This window comes from Micromonospora sp. NPDC023888, from assembly GCF_040639415.1.
Classification (GTDB): domain Bacteria; phylum Actinomycetota; class Actinomycetes; order Mycobacteriales; family Micromonosporaceae; genus Micromonospora.
Genome location: NZ_JBEZZW010000023.1, coordinates 88946 through 106818, shown reverse-complemented (window position 1 = coordinate 106818; position 17873 = coordinate 88946). Strand labels below are relative to the sequence as shown.

Below are 17873 nucleotides of genomic sequence, written 5' to 3'. Positions count from 1 at the left end.
GTGCGCTGGCTGCACCGACGGTGCGGAGGAACGGAAAGGGGCTGGCGGGGCACGGCCCGCCAGCCCCCGACACGGCTTGCGTCAGCCGGCGCCGCCGGCGCGGAACGCCACCCAGGCGTCGCTCATCCGGTCCGCCTGACCGGCGGTGAACATGTCCATGCAGGAGTCCTGCGTGTAGTCCATGAAGTTGTGGATCGGGTCCAGCCCGGGTGCGGTGCAGGTGTCCGCGCCCACCGGGCAGTCGAACTGCGGGGCCGCTTCGCGCGGGGTGTCCGCGACGAAGTCGCCGGACGCGGAGCAGCCGTGCGCGAAGGTGTGCTCCAGCATCAGCCAGTGCCCGACCTCGTGCGTCAGCGTGTCACCGAGGGCGTACTTGCCGGCGGTGCCGCCCGGCATCGACTCGTCGAGCATCACCACGCCGTCGATGTAGTCGCGGCCGTTGTTGTAGCCCTTCGGGAAGTACGCCCAGCCGAGCAGGCCGCCGCCGATGTTTGCCGCGTACACGTTCAGGGTGCGGGAGTCGCCGGTGTAGAGGGCCTTCTTCATGTCCCGCTCGTTCTTGCCCGGCTCGACCGTGTACCAGGCGCTGTTCACCGTGAACGTGGTGTCGACGAGCGAGAACCGGAACGGGGTGTCGGAGGCATCCGCCGCCGTCCGGCCCGCGTACGAGTCGTTGAGCACCGTCATCTGGGCCGCGATCAGGGTGTTCCACCTGGTCGTCTCGGCGGCGGTGAGGGGGTGGTCGGAGACCATGTGGAAGACCGTCGGGATGGTGACGCTGCCGTTGGGCAGCCGTGGCGCGTCCTTGATGACGCCGTAGGCGTTGGCCTCGTTCTTGGAGTACAGCTCCGGCTCCTGGGCGGTGGCGCCCTCGGCGGCCCGGGCGGCGCCATGCGCCCCGGCGCCCGGGTCGCACGCGGCGACACCCGGGGAGGCGGTCGCGGGGGCGGCCGTGGCCAGCGCACCGGAGGCGCCGCCGGAGGCCAGGAACGTGGCGGCGGTGGCGGTGAGGACCGCCAGTCGGAAGGTCGATCTCCTGTGCATCGGTGCACCTTTCAGTGAGGGAGCGGTGCGCTGTCGATGACGTCGTGTTCCGGTATGAGACCACGTCGACGGCACCGGCAAAAGACCTGCCTACGGCCCTGATGTGGGATGTAACGGCAGGGGCACGAGGCGCGCTGTTATGGCCCGACGTCAGCGGCTCAGGACGTTCTCCCGCTGCGTGTGGGACAGCTTCTCCGGATTGCGGACAGCGTAGATCCCGGTGATGAGGCCGCCCTCGATGCGCACGGCCACGACGGTGTCCAGCTCGCCGTCGAGGTGGACGATCAGTGCCGGGTAGCCGTTGACCTGCGCCGGCCGCCACGACGTGCTGCCCGCGACCTTGCCCCAACCAGATGCGAGCGCGCGGGCCACCTTGTCGGCACCGAGGATGGGCCGCGGGACGGCCTGCTTGATCCCGCCACCGTCGCCGAGAAACACCACATCGGGCGCGAGGATGTCGAGCAGGCCCTGCAGATCGCCCATGTCGACCGCCCGCTGGAACGCGTCGAGCGCGCACCGGGCCTCCGCCGCGGAGACGACCTGGCGGGGCCTGCGGGCCGAGACGTGTGCCCGGGCCCGGTGCGCGATCTGGCGGACGGCAGCGGGGCTCTTGTCGACGGCTTCGGCGATCTCGTCGTACCCGAGGTCGAACACCTCGCGCAGCACGAACACCGCCCGTTCGGTCGGCGCGAGCGTCTCCAGCACCAGCAGCATGGCCATCGAGACGCTGTCGGCCAGCGCGACGTCCTCGGCCACGTCGGGCGCGGTGAGCAGCGGCTCGGGCAGCCAGGATCCGACGTAGGACTCCTTGCGGCGACCGAGCGTCCGCAGCCGGGCGAGCGCCTGGCGGGTGGTGATGCGGACCAGGTAGGCGCGCTGGTCGTGGACTGCGCCCAGATCGACGCCTGCCCACCGCAGCCAGGTTTCCTGCAGTACGTCCTCCGCGTCGGCGGCCGAGCCGAGCATCTCGTACGCGACGGTGAAGAGCAGGTTGCGGTGGGCGAGGAAAGCCTCGGTGGCCCGGTCCGGACGGTCGTCGGCTGCGGTCTGCGGCATACCCACCAGGGTGACTCCTGTTCGCTCTCGACTGCGTCACCCACCAGATGCCGGAGCCGGCCGTTCTGTGACACCTTCCGGCCTGTGGCGGTCGTCACCCTGCCTGGCCGTCACAGGGCTGTGCTCGCCGGCATCTCATGTTCGTCCGATCGAACGCCAAAGCTAAGGACGGAAACATGGACGCCCGGTTCAATATGTTCGACAACGAGTTCGCCATGAAGTTCTTCAAGCGGTTCGCGAACGTCGGCATGGTGATGCAGCAGTCGCCGCTGCCGAAGTCCACGCAGGAGCTGGTGTCGCTGCGGGCCAGCCAGATCAACGGCTGCGGCTGGTGCATCGACGCGCACGTCAAGGAGGCCGTGGCGGCCGGCGAGAGTGCGGTTCGACTCAGCCTGGTCGCCGCCTGGCGCGAATCCACCGTTTTCACGGAGGCCGAGCAGGCCGCGCTCGCGCTCGCCGAGGAGGGCACCCGACTCGCCGACGCCTACCAGGGCGTGTCCGACGAGACCTGGGCTCAGGTACGCAAGCACTACGACGACGACCAGGTCGCCGCGCTGGTCGCGCTGGTCGCCCTGATCAATGCGGCCAACCGGCTCGCCGTGATCGTGCACCAGAAGGGCGGCTCCTACGAGCCCGGCATGTTGGCCGCCGCGTTCGGCTGAATCGGCAACGGACCCGGCCCGGGATCATCCGATCCCGGGCCGGGCGCACACCGGAAGCCGGAAACCTCAGCGGAGGCGGTCGGTCGACCGGCACCGCGTCGCGGTGTCCGGGGCCGGGTACACGAAAACCGAGTCGATCAAGGCGCGGGGCGCGGCGCGTGCGCTGCTCGGCCCCGGGAACGGCACCTAGTCAGAGGACCCGGGTCACCCGCTCGGCGGCGACGACCGCGTCCCGTCGCGCCGGGTCGAGGTTGGCGCTGATGACCACTGACGCACCAGCCGACAGCGGCGCGAGCAACCACTTCAGCGGCTGCTCGGTCTCGGCGGCGTCGACCAGCAGCCGGTCACCGGCGCGCAGGTCCAGCATCGTGGCGAACTCCCGGGCGAGCGCCCCCCACTGACCGTAGGTCGTGCCGTCCGCGGTCGCGGGATCCGACGGGTGGATGGCGGTGTGGTCGGGCGTGACGTCGGAGTGGCGCAGCACCTCGACGGACCAGTCCAGCCAGCCCAACGGCACGTCGGCCAGCCGCCCCGGCCCGGTGCCGACAAGGTAGCGGTGCGGAGCGTCCGGCACGTCCTCCAGCCAGTCGTCCTGCCGCTCGGGAGTCACGAAGACCGCGTCGAACGGCCGGTCACCGCCCGGTTCGAGCACCGCCAGGCCCGCCGTGGCGCGCGGCCGGAACGACACCGCCAGGCCGCAGGCCCAGGCGCCCAACAACACCGCGGCGGTACGCCAGTGCGGCGGCAGCAGGACCGCTACGCGGCTGCCGGGGCCGAGCCCGCAGCCGTCCCGCAGGAGGCTCGCGCTGCGCGCCGCCCAGACGCCGACCTGCTGTGCGGTCAGGTCGACGCGCTCGCCGGTCGCCTCGTCGCGGTAGCTGAGCAGTGGAATCTCGGTGGCGGTGGACCGGTCCGAGAGGTCGGCCGTGGCGTGTGGCTGCATCTGCGTGCTCCCCGGGTGACGACGTCGCCACCACCCTACGCAACGACTTTGGTCGCACCCGCCGTCGGCCGATGGCCGTATCGGGTGGCCGGGCGGCCCGCGCACGGTGACGGTGAACCCCGCAACGCCGCCGAGGAGAGCCCATGCTGACCGGACCCGACCCCGCCGCCGCTGACGGCCCCGCCACCGTTGAGCGCCCCGCCACCGCTGATCGTCTGCCACTGCGCCGACGGCTCCTGCCGGTGCTGGCGTTGCTGCTGCTCGCGCCGTGGGCGGCCGAGTGCTCGTGGGGCGGATTCGCCATCGACGACTTCCTCCCGGTGCTGATCTTCCTGGGCCCGATGTACGGCGGAGCGGCGATCCTGATCCGGGAGACCGCCCGGCGCCTCGGCGCGGGATGGCCGACGATCGTGCTGCTCGCCGCCGCGTTCGGTGTGCTCCAGGCCGGCCTGGTGGACCAGTCGCTGTTCAACCCCGGGTACCTCGACGACACGCAGTACGCCGACACCCGGGCCGCCGCCGAGGCGACGCTGGTGCCGGGGCTCGGGTTCAGCCTCCGGCAGGCGTTCGACTACGTGGGCAACCACATCCTGCTGACCATCTGCGCGCCGATCGTGTTCGTCGAGTCGTTCCTCGGGGCGAAGCGGCGGCTTCGGCCGTGGCTGGGCCGGCCCGGGTTGGCGGTGGTCGCCGTGGTCTACCTGCTCGGCAGCCTGCTGGTCTTCTCCTCCGCCGAGGGCCGGAAGAACTTCCTGGCCGGCCCGCTCCAGCTCGCCTTCGCCGGCACGGTGATCCTCGTCCTCGTCGGCGCGGCTCTGCTGCCGTTCTGGCGGAACCCGCGGCCACGGGCCACCGCTCCGTCGAGCGCCGGGCGGACCCGGCGCGCCCGTCGGGCGCCGCACCCACTCTGGGTGGCTCTGCTGATCGTCCTCGTCCGCTTCGGGACCGACCTGACGCCCGGTTGGGCAGGGGTGGTCATCGCGCTGGCCCTCGCCGCCGCCGTCGGAGGGCTGATCGGGTACGTGTCGTCGCGCGACGGTTGGGGGCAGCGGCACGTGCTCGCCGCCGGCTCGGCCAGCGTGGTCAGCGCCGCCGCGTTCGCGTACGTGGTGCCGCCGTACTCCCCGGCGAGCCCGGCGGCGGCCCTGGCCGGCGACGTCGCGGTCACCGTCATCACCGTGGCCCTGGTCGGCGGCGCCTGGTGGCGGCTGCGCCGTCCTTCGCCGACTGTTCATGTCGGCGCAAGCTGACGCTCCCCGACAACTGTCAGCCTCCGTGCGGGTACGACCTAACGGAGGAAGTCCTTGACTCTCAGAAGAGCATTCACCGCGCTCACCGCAGCCGGTGTCGCCGCCGCCAGCCTGACCGGGGCCACCCCCGCGTCGGCCGGCGGCCACCATCACCCGTCGCTCGCCTTCGACCGGGTCGCCACGTATCCGGTGTTCCAGAACCGTCCGGCCGGGGAGGACCCGGCGACCGCGACGGTCGCGGAGATCTCGGCGGTCAGCGAGGACGGCCGCACCCTCGTCCACACCGACGCGCTGGCCCGACGCATCGGCTTCCTGGACATCTCCCGTGCCGACCGGCCGCGCGGCCTCGGCACGCTCTCCCTGGCGCAGCTCGGCAACGCCGAGGACGAGCCCACCTCGGTCGCCGTGGTCGGTCGGTACGTGCTGGTGGTGGTCAACACCAGCGGCAGCTTCACCGAGCCGTCCGGCCGCCTCGACGTGATCGAGTTGTCCGGCCGCAAGCGGGTCGCCAGCTACGACCTCGGCGGTCAGCCCGACTCGATCGCGATCAGCAAGGACAAGCGGTACGCCGCGATCGCCATCGAGAACGAGCGCGACGAGGAGGCCACCCCGCCCGGCGGCGAGGAGGGTGACCTGCCCCAGGCGCCCGCCGGTTTCGTGCAGATCGTCGACCTTGCCGGGACGTCCCCGGCCGGTTGGCGGCTGCGTCCGGTCGCGCTGACCGGCGCGGACGGGAGCGCACTGCCCGCCCTGGTCCAGGCCGGTCTCGCCGCGCCGACCGACCCGGAGCCGGAGTACGTCTCGATCAACAGCCGTAACCAGTTGGCCGTGACGCTCCAGGAGAACAACGGCGTCGCCCTGGTCGACCTGCCCACCGGCCGGATCACCACGGTGTTCAGCGCCGGCACCGCCACGATCAGCGGGATCGACACCAGGAAGGACGGTGTCATCGACCTGACCGGCAGTATCACCGACGTGCCGCGCGAGCCGGACGCGGTGGCCTGGGTCGACGACCGCTACCTCGCCACGGCCAACGAGGGCGACTGGCACGGTGGCACCCGCGGCTGGTCGGTCTTCGACAGCCGCACCGGGCACGTCGCCTGGGACGCCGGCAACACCTTCGAACGGCTCGCCGTCACCTACGGCCTGCACAACGAGGACCGGGCCGGCAAGAAGGGCACCGAGCCGGAGGGCGTGGCCGTCGCCGAGTACGACGGCGTGCGGTACGCGTTCGTCGGTTCGGAGCGCAGCAACTTCGTCGCCGTCTACGACCTGAGCGACCCCACGAAGCCTGTCTTCCGGCAGGTGCTGCCGACCACCAACGGGCCGGAAGGGCTGCTGCCCATCCCGTCGCGCGGGTTGCTCGCGGTCTCCAGTGAGGAGGACGACGCCTCGGTGAACGTGCGGGCCTCGGTGTCGCTCTTCCATCTCGGCAAGGGCACCCCGGAGTTCCCGAGCATCGTCTCCGGCACGGACCGCACCGGCACCCCGATCGGTTGGGGCGCTCTCGGCGCGTTGAGCGCGGTGCCGGGCAAGCGGGACCAGCTCTACAGCGTCACCGACGCGGCGTACAGCCAGACCCGGATCCTCACCATCGACGCGAAGCGGTCACCGGCCCTGATCAGCGACGCGCTGCCGGTGCGGGACGCGGCCGGCGCACCTGTCGGATACGACGCGGAGGGCATCTTCGCCCGCCCACAGGGTGGCTTCTGGCTCGCCGTCGAGGGCGCCAAGGGCGCGGACAACAAACTGGTCCGGCTCGACGCCGCCGGGGTGACCCGGCAGACCGTCGCGCTGCCCACCGAGGTCGCCGCCGGCCTGGGCAAGCAGGGCCTGGAGGGGGTCACCGCGACCACCGACCAGCACGGTCGGGAGATCGTGTGGGTGGCCGTGCAGCGGGAGCTGAGCACCGACCCGACCGGCATCGTCCGGCTGGGCCGCTACGACGTCACAGCGGGCACCTGGAGCTGGTTCGGCTACCACCTGGGCGCCACCACCGTGCCCGGTGACTGGATGGGCCTCTCCGAGATCACCGTGGTCGGCGACCGGCTCGCGGTCATCGAGCGGGACAAGCTGAACGGCCCGGCCGCCACGGTCAAGCGGATCTACACGGTGCCGCTGCCGGGCGCGGCGGCGACCGGCCCGCTGACCGTGCTGCCGAAGACGCTCGCCGTCGACGTGCTGCCCGCGCTGCGCGCCACGAACGGCTGGACCCAGGAGAAGCTGGAGGGCCTGACCGTGGCCGGCAACGGCGAGGTGTACGCGATCACCGACAACGACGCGGTCCAGGACGCCACCGGCGAGACGGTGCTCCTGCGGCTCGGCGCCAGCCGTAAGGTCTTCGGGCAGCGCTGATCCGGTGCCGCCGGTGCGGGCTGTCGGCCCGCACCGGCACGAAGCCCGATGGCCCGCCCCGGCCCGGCGTCCACCCGTGTGGACGCCGGGCCTCGCGGATCTATTCCTTGATCATCACCACGTCGGTGGGGGGCTTGACCGTCACATCGACGCCGTAGTCGAACAGTTCGAGAGTCGAGCCGCCCGTCCCGGTGTCGAGCCGGCCCTTCAGCGTCGACTGCCAGGTGAACGTGAGCGCCATCTTCGCGATCCGGCCGTCGCCGTCCAGCGTGACGTCGCCGGCCGTGCTGCTCGACCCATCCTTGCCGGTCTCGGCATAGGTGAAGTGCAGCGAGCCGTCCGGGTTCTCGGTGACTGTCGCGTTCTGTCGCTTCAGGGCCGCGAAGAGGGCGGCCGGGTCGGGCTCGGCGGAACCCAGCACGTCATTCCCGTCGCCGTAGAGGGAGAGCCGGTCGTACTTCCCCGGGTACTGCCCGTAGCGGCCGTACGTCTCGCCCGGACCCTTGTCCGCCGGCAGCTCACCCAGCGGGCGTTCCCCGCCTTCGTACCGGGTGCCGTTGATCAGCAGCTCGGTCATGACCGAGTCGTCCTGCGGCGCGCGGACGTAGCCGGTGGCGGTCCTCGGGTCGAACGCGCCCTCGTAGGTCAGCCCGCCCGGGCCGGAGTTGGTGAGCCGCATCCGGTAACTGATGTTCTCGCTGGCGGCGGCGGCCGAGACCAGCCGCATCGCCGGCGGGACCGACTCCGGCCGGGCGGCCTCGGCGGTGACGGCGGGGCGGCCGGACGGGGAGTTCGTCGGCACGGTCAGGGCGGTGCCGACGCCCAACGCCAGCAGCGCGCACGTCGTACCGACGATCGCGGTGCTCCGGCGTCGGCGGCCCTGGCGACCGCGCTCGATCAGCGCGCCCACCGGCGGCGCGGGCGTTCTGGCTCTTGACGGTAGTCAATAGTCGATAGAAGCCATCAGAACCGGCTAGTACCAACGATCGGGAGTCCAGAGTGGTGACGGTGAGTCGACATCTCTCACAGTGACCGTCGTTGATCACGATCCCGGCGTAGAGTCCGACCGGTTCGATCACGTGTACGACTCAAGTGATGTGACGGAGTAGCCCAGTGTTCGAGGTGGACTTCCTGCCGGTGGAGAACCCGGATCAAGACGGCGGCAAAAGTGGCGACGCAATCGCATGCCGCTTCACCTTCAGCGATGAGCAGCGACAGGCCGTTGTGATCATCGACGGTGGCCGGGCATATACCACCGAGAAGCTGATTGACCACATCACGGAGTACTACCGCACGGACGTGGTCGACTTGATGATCTCCACTCACCCTGATGCGGACCACCTCAACGGGTTGGCTGGCGTCGTGGAAGCCCTCGAGGTACGGGAACTGATGGTGCACCAGCCCCGGGCCCACGCCCGTGATGTGTCGGACTTCAGCAACTTGGAGGCCCTGGACGAGCTTCTCGATACGGCCAAGGCCCGCAACGTACTGGTGAGCGAGCCCTTCACGGGAGAGTCCCGACTTGGAGGCCAGTTGACAGTGCTGGGGCCGACGTCCGCCTACTACGAAGAGCTGCTGGCGCAGCAGTTGACCGAGGCCAAGCACGCTGCCGCATCGGCCCACAGAGGCTGGTGGCAGCAGGGGGTCAACCTTCTCGAACGAGCAATCGACTGGCTGCCGGCTGAGACGTTGAGCGACTTTGGTGAGACCAGTCAGCGGAACAACTCCTCGGTGATCACCTTGCTGACTCTCGACGGACAGCGGATGCTGTTCACCGGAGACGCCGGCATCCCCGCGATGACGGCCGCCACCGATCAGTACGAGAACACGTACGGGTCTTTTGCGGCGTCACCGCTGTCCTTCATGCAAGCACCGCACCACGGAAGCAAGCGCAACCTGGGGCCAACTCTCCTAAACCGCATCCTCGGCACGCCCAACTCACCACACGCGCCCTCGACGATCGCCTTCATCAGCTCCGCCAAGGCAGCGCCGAAACATCCCTCGCCGAAGGTGGTGAACGCACTGAAGCGTCGAGGTTGCTTCGTGGGAGCCACCGAGGGGATCGCCATTTGCCACAACTCGGGAACGTTGGCGCGGCCCGGATGGGGCACTCTGCAGCCGCTCCCGGCGCTTGTCGAGGACGACGATGAGGCTTAGCGAGGCGGTCAGCGGCTTTGACTCCTACAGCCGGCGGGCTCGCATCTATCCAGCGATGCTGGCCGTGCTGCCCGCCGCACTGATCTCGGCGCTACTCACGAACAACAGACCGCTCGTAGCGTTGAGCCCGATCTTGTTGAGCGCAGGGACACTATTCCTTGCCAGCAACATCGTGCGCGTACTCGGCCAACGCACGCAACAACGCTTGATCGTGAAGTGGAATGGCATGCCCACGACCAGGCTGCTCCGATTCCGCCAGGCTCAAAACAGCGTGATGTTGCAGCGGCGTCGCCAAGCCTTGGAAGTGCTGTTTGGCGCCCCGCTACCGAGCCGTCGGCAAGAAGTCGCAAACCCCCGAAAGGCAGACGAAGCCTACGTTGCGGCAACCCGACGCCTGATCACTCATGTGCGTTCTAGACCTGGCCAGTTTCCCCTAATCGATCATGAGAACGCCAGCTACGGCTTTGCCCGCAATCTACTTGGCGTCAAACCGCTCGCGCTCGTCGTGCTCACCTCGTCAGTTGCGGCCGACGCCGTCATCTATTTTCGCGACGGGCTGACGGGTCCGCTCGTCACGGTCGGCGGACTGCACTTGGGTCTCGCCGCCGCTTGGCTCTTCTTCATCCGACCCACGTGGGTGCGCCAGGCCGCCGAAACCTACGCCGAGCGGCTTCTCGAAGCCCTGGATGTACCACCCGAATGCACTTCGCACGAGCAGGACGGGAGTGCATGCCAGGCGACGAGCATCTCAGGCGAGTAACTGCGTTCGCGAGATTGCAATGGTGTCCTATCCCCGGCTCCATGCGCTCATCGCCGGTGGTCGAGCTCAAGGCAGCTCTACAACGCAGCTGTGGGTGGTGTCGGCTCGATCGTCGCTGGGCTCGGAGTAGGAGACCTTCGAGATAATCTCACATAACGCGATGTGGGCCCCTTCAAGTGCATGAAGGTCCGGAGCCCTTCACTCCCGGAGTCGAGTTCTCCGATCGTGTCGCAGCGCGACTGGCGTCGAGGGGCCTTGCGGCGAGCGATTAGGTGGTTACACTGCGGCCAGGAGGAGACTCCGGTGAGCCTTGGGCCCCGCTTCGGTGGGGCCCTTGTGCGTCTAGGGTGTCCAGCAGGTCGAGTGTTGGACGCGCGGTCCAACGCGAGCCCAGATGGCGCTGTTGGCGCGGCGGGCGCGCTCGTCGGGCGCGGTCTCGGTCTCGATTCGGCGGTGCAGGAAGGCGATGAGGTCGGCGGCCTGGACGAGGCGACTCGCGGACGATGGGGCGAAGTGCAGCGTGTCGACGATGCGGGTCAGTCTGCGCGTGCTCTCACCCCAGAGTCCGTGCTGTTGATAAAGGGAGAGGTCGGCTCGATAGAGACCTGGTTGGGCCACCTCGTCGGCGATGACGAGGGCATATTCGCCCCGTCTGGCGACGTATTCGTCGACGCGCTCGAGCAGTTGGCCGAGTACGACTGAGTGGGGGTCGTCGGTAGCGTTGTAGCGTTCCCGGAGTCGCCGGGAGTTGACACCCCTTATAATGATCTTGACGTCATGATCGCCGATGGCCCGGAACGCCTCGTTGTAGACTCCGATGCGCACGCGAGGCATCTTGGCCAGGTGTTCCCAGGCGCCCTTGGCTTGAAAGAGGTCGTGACCGTGCAGCTCGGCGTTAGGTGCGACGCCGTGCAGGTTCGCCGCTCTGGAGACGACGGCGTCCAGCGCGCGGGTCAGGGAGATGGCTTCCTGATCCGGGCAGAGCAGGGCGGCGATGTAGTACACCTCGCGGTTGTAGCTCTCGTCGACGTACGTCAACAGCACCTCGACAGGTTACGCCACTTGGAAGCATTCATGCCCACACTGCAGTTTGGTCGGCGGCGTCCGCCAAGGCGACGCTGATGGCCTCCCGTCCCACGCCTCTGAGCCCGCTGGTATCGGAGCAGATGCGCCGGATGCCCCGGGCGTCGACGCGCCCGGAGTTGGCGATCCGGCGGGAGTTGCACCGCCGGGGCCTGAGGTTCCGGGTCAATTTCCGGGAGCTTCCAGGTCGACCGGATCTGGCCTTCACCAAGGCGCGTTTGGCGGTGTTCGTCGACGGCTGTTTCTGGCACATGTGCGCCGATCACGTGAGGTTGCCCAAGAACAACCGTGAGTGGTGGGTGGCCAAGCTGGAGGCCAATGTTTCCAGGGACCGCGAGAAGGACCGTCGTTTGACGGATCTCGGCTGGCTGGCAGTGCACGTGTGGGAGCACGAGGACTCGATGTTCGCCGCTGATCGCGTCGAGGCGCTGTGGTCGCGGCGCCGGTGACTGACTGTCGCGGGTCGCTATCGCGACTTCAACAGCGACTCGACCACCGATTTCGCGATGACAGTGGCTAGCTCGACCGGCACGGCGTTGCCGAGCTGGCGCATCTGTTCTCCACGAGGGCCGTCGAGTCTCCAGCTGTCAGGAAAGGTCATCACTCGGGCGACTTCTCGGACGGTCATGTATCTGATCCGGCCGGCGTCGTCGCGCATGACCGTCTCTCCGCCGGGCACGCCATGGACGCCGGCCTTGACGGTCTTGGCTGGGCGGTCGAGGACGTTGGCGGTGTGTCCCGTGTACTCGCGGGCGCCGGGCCAGCCGTAGTGGTGCAGCCAGTCCGGGTGTTCGACTTTGTCACCGAGAGGTTCTGGCAGGGTGGTGACGGCGTCCCGCAGCGTCCGCCACCGCTGCGTGTTCTCCGGGATTTTCATCGATGGCAGGGTGGCCACGGCCGGTGGCTGCAGGTGGTGTTCGGCCCAGTAGCTGCCGTCTGCTTGGGCGTGTGCGAGCGCCTCGGCGGAGTGGGTGGCGTCGGGGAAGTCCCAGTCGATGGCGAGGTCTTTGCGGAACGCCACCACGAACACGCGGTGGCGGATCTGGGGGACCCCGTAGTCGGCGGCGTTGAGGCAAAGGTGCTTGACCTCGTAGCGCTCCGTGAGGTCGTACTTGCCGCTGGCGAGGGTCTTGGTCAGCCGCTTGTCGTGATCGCGCCAGTCCTCGCCGTCGACACGTTGTTCGAAGGGGGCGCCAAGCTCCCGCAGGATGTAGTCGTAGTACGGCTTGAACGATGGCCGTAGGAGGCCTTTGACGTTCTCGGCGATGATCGCCTTGGGGCGCGTCTCGCGGACGCAGCGGAACAGCTCTGGCCACAGGTTGCGGGGGTCGTCGTAGCCTTTACCCACGCCGCCGAGGCTCCAGGGTTGGCAAGGCACGCCGCCAGCGACGACGTCGACCTTGCCCTCCCACCTCGTGAAGTCGACCTGCCCCACATCGCCTTCAACCAGGGGCCATCGGTCGTCCAAACGCCGAGGATCTTCCGCGTCCGGTATGAAGTCGGTGGCTTTGTTGGCACGCAAAGTCGCACAGGCCCGCTTGTCGAGTTCGACGGCGAGTAGGTGCCGGAAGCCCGCGTCGTGCATGGCCAGGGCGAGCCCGCCCCCGCCCGTGAACAACTCGATACTTGTTCCGATGCCCGCCGGCTGATCGCCGGATGAGGGCGGTGGCGGGGTGATGACCATGGTCGGACTCTACCGGAATGGCGGGCTGTCGATTGCCTGTCGATGGCGATGCCGCGCCGTGGGTCACACGTCGTCGCGCGTCACCAGCCGACGGTGGACATGACGGACATCCAGCCCGCAGTGCGCGGCCAACCTATCGTGGCGGCGACGTTCCTCGCCGTTGACGTCGTGACCGTCGCGCAGCGTCACGACGATCATCGGTCGGCTGGACGACTCGACGACCTTGTTCAGCGCCGCCCACATTAGGTCCCGGAACGTGCCAGGCTTGCCCCAGCACATGTACCGGCTGGACGCGCCGTCGGTGACGGTGCAGTGGAACGGCTTGTCGCCCCGGGAGCCGGGAACCACGTTCCATGCCTCACCGAAGGCACGACGGACCAACTCCTCAAGGCCAGACAGACGTACGGTGACGAGGTCCCGAAAGGGGCCGGCTCCGTCAAGAGCACGGGCGTACTCCTTCATCGCACTGTCCTTAAGCCACACCCGGGCGTCCTCGGCGCTCTGAAACTGGGTGAGCCTGCCACCGATGGCAGGTTCCTCGATCCAGCGGGCGTACTGCCGGTTCTTCTGCTGCGCGCTCAGCAGCTCCCAGTCCAAGGTCTCGACCTGCCGGTACAGCTCACGCACGACGTCGTCGCGGATGTCCTTCGGCACTGGGCTGGGTGACACGCTCACTCCCTGAGGGATTCAGTGGAGGGGAATTGGAGGCGGCTCTCATCGTAGGCGGTCTCCACGTCCGCCGCGTCCCTGATCCACTCCTCCATAAGGTTGCCCGCTGCCTGGTCGGTGAAGGAGATGATCGAGGTGACGTGCTCGCCCAATTCCTCGACCTCCTCGGCCAGCACACGCTTGATCCGCAGCGCGGCGGCCACCCGCCGCAGGTCGGAGACGAAGTCCAACACCAGGACGCGGTCCTTGCCCTCGCGTAGCCGCAGGCCGCGGCCGAGTTGTTGAACGAAGATGCGGCGACTGTGGGTCACCCTGGCGAAGCAGAGGATGTTGACGTCGGGAACGTCCACGCCCTCGTTGAGGATGTCGACCGCAGTGAGGATCGGTACTCTGCCCGCCCGGAAGTCCAGGAGGCGGCGGAGGCGCTCACGCTTGTTGAGGGCGGCGTGCACGGCCAAGGCGCCGGACCAGCGCGGTGCGCGACGGAGAAGGTCGGCCATCCGCTCGGCGTGCTCCACGGTCCGGCAGAACACGATGGCGCGGGGCTCGATCACCTTCCCCCAGGCGTCAGCCAACTCGTCGCGCACGGCTTCGTCGCGGTGTGGGAGAAACAGGGTGGCGTTGAGTTCGGCGAGGCTGTAGGAGTGCTGGCTGGCGGTCCGGACCACCTCCCAGTCGATGTTATCGACGAAGAGGCGGTAGTCGACCTGGGCGAGGTATCCGCGTGCCATGCCCTGCTCGATGCCGAGGGTGTGACTCGCCTTGCCGAAGCGGGCGCTGATGTCGTACTCGTCGCCGCGCCAGGGTGTGGCGGTGACGCCGAACTGCAGGGCCTTGTGATGAGTCCGGAGAAGCTCGTCGTATTGTCCGCCCTCGGCGACGTGGTGTGCCTCGTCGACCATGACCAGGCTGGGTGAGTATCCGAGGCGGGACACCCTCACCGCGCTGCCCAGGGTCGCGCACGTGACGCCGGGCAAGTGGTCGGGGCGTTCGTCGCCGGTGAGCAGGCGGGTCGGCACCGACTTGGGTAGGTGCCGCCACATCGCCCGCTCTAGTTGCTGCACGAGGTCTTTGGTGTGTGCGACGACGAGGACCTTGTCCGACGGGTGATGTCGGAGGTGATCGGCGATCACCTCGCCGCCGACCACGGTTTTACCGAGGCCGGTGGCGAGGATCAACAGGGCGCGTCCGGTCTCGTCGAGGTCGGCGAGAACCTTTTGGACCGCCTCGCGCTGGTATTCGCGGAGTGTCAGAGTTCCCAGGGTCGACGGGACCTCCTTGAACAGCGCCGCTATGTCCCCACCGGACCAAAGGTGAATCCGGTAGCCGAGCGCATTAAGACGTTCCGCGCGACGCATCGCGTCGGCGCTGAAGCGGGTGTTGGTGACGACCGCCGCCCGCGGGGCCCGGTAGAGATCGCAGGCAGCTGCGGTCTCGTCCACCGCTTGGGCCGGAACCGCCCCGCGCGCCTTCCACTTGCACTGCACCACCCAGTCGCGACCGCGGTAGCCGGCCAGGATGTCGCCGCCGCCATCGCCGGAGCCATCGACGTTGGTCACGTCGGTGAACCCCTGGTGCCACAGCAGCCGCTCGATCTGCCGAACGAACTGGTGCGGACCGCCATCGCGCAGCAGCAGCGGATCGAGGAAGCCGTCCACCCTCAGTCCGTGTCGGCCAGCTCGCGCTCGACCAGTCGGCAGCTGATCCTGCTGCGGGCCAGCTCCTCGGCGTTGAGGCGCGGGTGGTCGTCCACCAGCAACGCCAGATCGCTGATGTAGCCGGCGAGCCGGGACACGATCAGGCCCCGGGTACCCTCGTCGGTCAGAGTGGCATAGGAGCGGCGGAATACCCTGTTGTCGAGGAACGCCCCGGGCCGCCGCTCGATCAGGCGGACGACCGCACTCGCGGGGATGTACAGCACGAAGTCACCCTTCTCGATCACCTCGTCCCACACGTCGGCTCCGCCTTCGAGCGCAAACCGGCGCTCAGTGAGCGCGCGCTCACCCTCGGGCAACAGCTCCCAGTAACCCGACGGGTTACCCGCGACCTCCGGCTGCATGGCTTCCCTCACGCGGTCCAGCAGCCGCCGGGCTTGGACGGCGAGCACATCCGGGGTGATCTTCGGCATGCCCGACCGGACCCGCAGCGTCTGGAGGACCGCCGACAAGGGCGGAGGCCCGGACGAACCCGCTGCCCGTTGCCGCATGTACTCGGCGAGCTCAACGAGCACCAACTCCCGGAAGTCAACGCCGTACTCGGTGAACAGCGCGTTATCGGCGGCCACGAAGGCCTCCGCGCGCGGCGGCCGGGTCCTCTCCACGAACACCGGGACCGGCCGGTTCCCGTGGTCCTCGACTGCGGTGCCGGGAACCACCCACACTTTCAGCTCGACCGCGCCTTGTCCGTCTGCCTCGTAGCGGCCGGCCATGTCGACCACCTCGGTCGCGCTCGCCCGATACCGCTCCAGGTGCTGGTCACGCGTCTCCGGCTTGGGCGCATCCCGGTCTGGACCGTCATCACCGCCGTCTGGACCATCATCATCGAGGCCCATCCGGGACGTGGTTCCCGAGCCGGGACCCGGCGCCGGCTTCGGGTCGGGGGGAGGGGTGGGCCCGCTGTCATGCAACCGAGCGGCCTCGTACCACTTTTCGTCCGACTGGTACTCGGGATGGCCATCGCGGAACAGCTTCGTCCACTCGATCGCCTTGTCACGCAGCGCGTTCTTCCCGTCGCCGGGCACGAGGTACCTCAGCCCCGGGTCCTCGCGGCGGTAGCCGGTGAACAGCCGGCCCAGTGGACTGTCGTTCGTCGCCAGGCCCAGCTGCCTGGCGCGGTTTGGCCGCAACGGGCTCTCGCCCCGCAGCACCCGCAGGACAGTTTTCCACTCGGCGCTGTCGAGCTCGAAGGACGTTTTGGTGTAGTTGACCGGTACATGGTCGCAGTGGATCTCGCCGATAATCCGGCCCTCGTTGCGAGGGCTGTCGATCGGATACTCGCGCTCGGGGGCACCGAGTCCGTCCGGGTCTACCCAGTCGAACACGTTCTTGTCGAACATCATGATCTTCCGGCCGCTGCGCAGGAAGTCGACGCCGTACTCACTCTTGTGCAGGTATCGCTGAATGCCCAACCACCCCCAGATACGGCGCTCGACGTACTCGGTGCGTTCGCTGCCGCAGGTCGGGCACAGGGAGTCCTCGCACGCCCGCCCGCAATTGACGCAGGTGCGCCGAGGCGGCAGCGTCTCGTCGATCCGGATCACGGCGCGGATCTCCGCGCCGCCGCGGGAGACTGACCTGTTCTCGCCCCAGACACACGCGCGGCGGGGATTCACTTGTGTGCGGTTCACCGTGATCAGGTAAGCCCGCTCGGTCAACAGGTGGCTGTAGATGTGCCCGAGCTTGTCCCTAAGGGTGCGCGCTTGGCGCTTGAGCACCTCGAACTGGTCCGGGCGCAGCTTCTTGATGATGACCTTCGTGCCGTGCTCTGACGGGTCGTCCTTCGGGGCGTGACGCAGCGGGACCTGGTAGTTCTCGTTCTCCTTCGCGCTGATGGTGGAAAGGTCCAACGTAACGACGGTCCAGGACGGGTCGCCGGCGCGGGTCGTCCAGATCTCGCTCCACCAGCCCAATCCCGCTGTGGCGATGTTAAGCCCCATGCCGAACAGCCCCAATGCCTCGTACCGGGAGTTCGACGTCCAGCCGGCCCTAACGGCGTTGTTCAGTGCTTGACGGTCCATCCCGAGGCCGTTGTCGACCACCCATACCTCGGCGTCGGACAGAGTGCTGGTGGATCCGGGCAAAGTGATCGTGACGGCTGGCCGGAGATCGGATGGCGGACGCTTCCAGAAGTCATCGAACGCGTTGTCAATCAACTCCGCGAGGCAGTACACCGCAGGGACCTTCAGTTCCCCGAAGACGCTCAGCACTCTGCCGTGCGGCGTGACATCCATGAACTCGTCGGACATACCCAACCTCTCGCGACGACCGGGGAACGCGCGGTACAGCCTAGTACCTCACGACGCTGCGAAGGTGATCCGCTGCGGAGGGTTGTTTGTAGCCTGCGTACCTGGTGCAGTCGGGCGGCCTACCCGCTCGACGACGACGTACGGCCGAAACCTTCCGTACTCGAGCTTCGGAGTGAACACAAGATGCAGGCCAAACCGCCGACCACACCTGAGCCCCGCAATGAACACGTCGTGCTCGTAAAATGT

Annotated in this window: 15 protein-coding genes; 6 read left to right on the top strand and 9 right to left on the bottom strand. The window is 68.4% G+C overall.

Annotated elements, in window-relative coordinates; all coding sequences use genetic code 11:
- Positions 1-81: 81 nt before the first annotated feature.
- Both AB0F61_RS21155 and AB0F61_RS21150 read right to left on the bottom strand, forming a co-directional pair.
- Positions 82-1044 (bottom strand): zinc metalloprotease, encoded by a 963-nt coding sequence (locus tag AB0F61_RS21155; protein WP_357812157.1) that lies wholly within the window; start codon positions 1042-1044, stop codon positions 82-84.
- A gap of 150 nt (positions 1045-1194) precedes the next feature.
- Positions 1195-2100, bottom strand: a complete 906-nt coding sequence (locus tag AB0F61_RS21150; RefSeq protein WP_357812155.1) for an RNA polymerase sigma-70 factor — start codon at positions 2098-2100, stop codon at positions 1195-1197.
- Positions 2101-2276: 176 nt separating this feature from the next.
- On the opposite strand from AB0F61_RS21150, the gene AB0F61_RS21145 reads away from it, so the two are divergent.
- Positions 2277-2762 (top strand): carboxymuconolactone decarboxylase family protein, encoded by a 486-nt coding sequence (locus AB0F61_RS21145; protein ID WP_357812153.1) that lies wholly within the window; start codon positions 2277-2279, stop codon positions 2760-2762.
- A 190-nt stretch (positions 2763-2952) separates the two neighbouring features.
- Here AB0F61_RS21145 and AB0F61_RS21140 read toward each other — a convergent pair whose 3' ends face one another.
- On the bottom strand, positions 2953-3705 hold the full coding sequence (locus AB0F61_RS21140) for a TIGR03089 family protein (RefSeq protein WP_357812151.1): 753 nt from the start codon (positions 3703-3705) through the stop codon (positions 2953-2955).
- A 143-nt stretch (positions 3706-3848) separates the two neighbouring features.
- On the opposite strand from AB0F61_RS21140, the gene AB0F61_RS21135 reads away from it, so the two are divergent.
- Both AB0F61_RS21135 and AB0F61_RS21130 read left to right on the top strand, forming a co-directional pair.
- Complete coding sequence (locus AB0F61_RS21135; protein ID WP_357812149.1) at positions 3849-4955, top strand: hypothetical protein; 1107 nt, start codon at positions 3849-3851, stop codon at positions 4953-4955.
- Positions 4956-5009: 54 nt separating this feature from the next.
- The gene (locus tag AB0F61_RS21130; RefSeq protein WP_357812147.1) at positions 5010-7310 is read left to right on the top strand and encodes an esterase-like activity of phytase family protein; all 2301 of its coding nucleotides are present in this window, start codon (positions 5010-5012) and stop codon (positions 7308-7310) included.
- Positions 7311-7410: 100 nt separating this feature from the next.
- Here AB0F61_RS21130 and AB0F61_RS21125 read toward each other — a convergent pair whose 3' ends face one another.
- Positions 7411-8220, bottom strand: a complete 810-nt coding sequence (locus AB0F61_RS21125; protein WP_357812145.1) for a hypothetical protein — start codon at positions 8218-8220, stop codon at positions 7411-7413.
- A gap of 203 nt (positions 8221-8423) precedes the next feature.
- On the opposite strand from AB0F61_RS21125, the gene AB0F61_RS21120 reads away from it, so the two are divergent.
- Together AB0F61_RS21120 and AB0F61_RS21115 are read left to right on the top strand one after the other, a co-directional pair.
- Entirely contained in the window at positions 8424-9467 is a 1044-nt protein-coding gene (locus AB0F61_RS21120; protein ID WP_357812143.1) for a hypothetical protein, read from the top strand.
- 55 nt (positions 9468-9522) lie between these two features.
- On the top strand, positions 9523-10227 hold the full coding sequence (locus AB0F61_RS21115) for a hypothetical protein (protein WP_357812141.1): 705 nt from the start codon (positions 9523-9525) through the stop codon (positions 10225-10227).
- Between the two features lie 342 nt (positions 10228-10569).
- Here the strand turns inward: AB0F61_RS21115 and AB0F61_RS21110 are convergent, their stop codons facing one another.
- Positions 10570-11271, bottom strand: a complete 702-nt coding sequence (locus AB0F61_RS21110) for a DUF3800 domain-containing protein (RefSeq protein WP_357812139.1) — start codon at positions 11269-11271, stop codon at positions 10570-10572.
- Positions 11272-11348: 77 nt separating this feature from the next.
- On the opposite strand from AB0F61_RS21110, the gene AB0F61_RS21105 reads away from it, so the two are divergent.
- Entirely contained in the window at positions 11349-11759 is a 411-nt protein-coding gene (locus AB0F61_RS21105; protein ID WP_357812137.1) for a very short patch repair endonuclease, read from the top strand.
- Positions 11760-11776: 17 nt separating this feature from the next.
- Here the strand turns inward: AB0F61_RS21105 and AB0F61_RS21100 are convergent, their stop codons facing one another.
- The 4 genes from AB0F61_RS21100 to AB0F61_RS21085 form a co-directional block, all read right to left on the bottom strand.
- Positions 11777-12994, bottom strand: a complete 1218-nt coding sequence (locus tag AB0F61_RS21100; protein WP_357812135.1) for a DNA cytosine methyltransferase — start codon at positions 12992-12994, stop codon at positions 11777-11779.
- A gap of 63 nt (positions 12995-13057) precedes the next feature.
- Entirely contained in the window at positions 13058-13663 is a 606-nt protein-coding gene (locus AB0F61_RS21095) for a hypothetical protein (protein ID WP_357812133.1), read from the bottom strand.
- Positions 13664-13665: 2 nt separating this feature from the next.
- The gene (locus tag AB0F61_RS21090) at positions 13666-15321 is read right to left on the bottom strand and encodes a DEAD/DEAH box helicase family protein (protein ID WP_357812131.1); all 1656 of its coding nucleotides are present in this window, start codon (positions 15319-15321) and stop codon (positions 13666-13668) included.
- Positions 15322-15323: 2 nt separating this feature from the next.
- The gene (locus tag AB0F61_RS21085; RefSeq protein WP_357812129.1) at positions 15324-17627 is read right to left on the bottom strand and encodes an ATP-binding protein; all 2304 of its coding nucleotides are present in this window, start codon (positions 17625-17627) and stop codon (positions 15324-15326) included.
- Positions 17628-17873 lie beyond the last annotated feature (246 nt).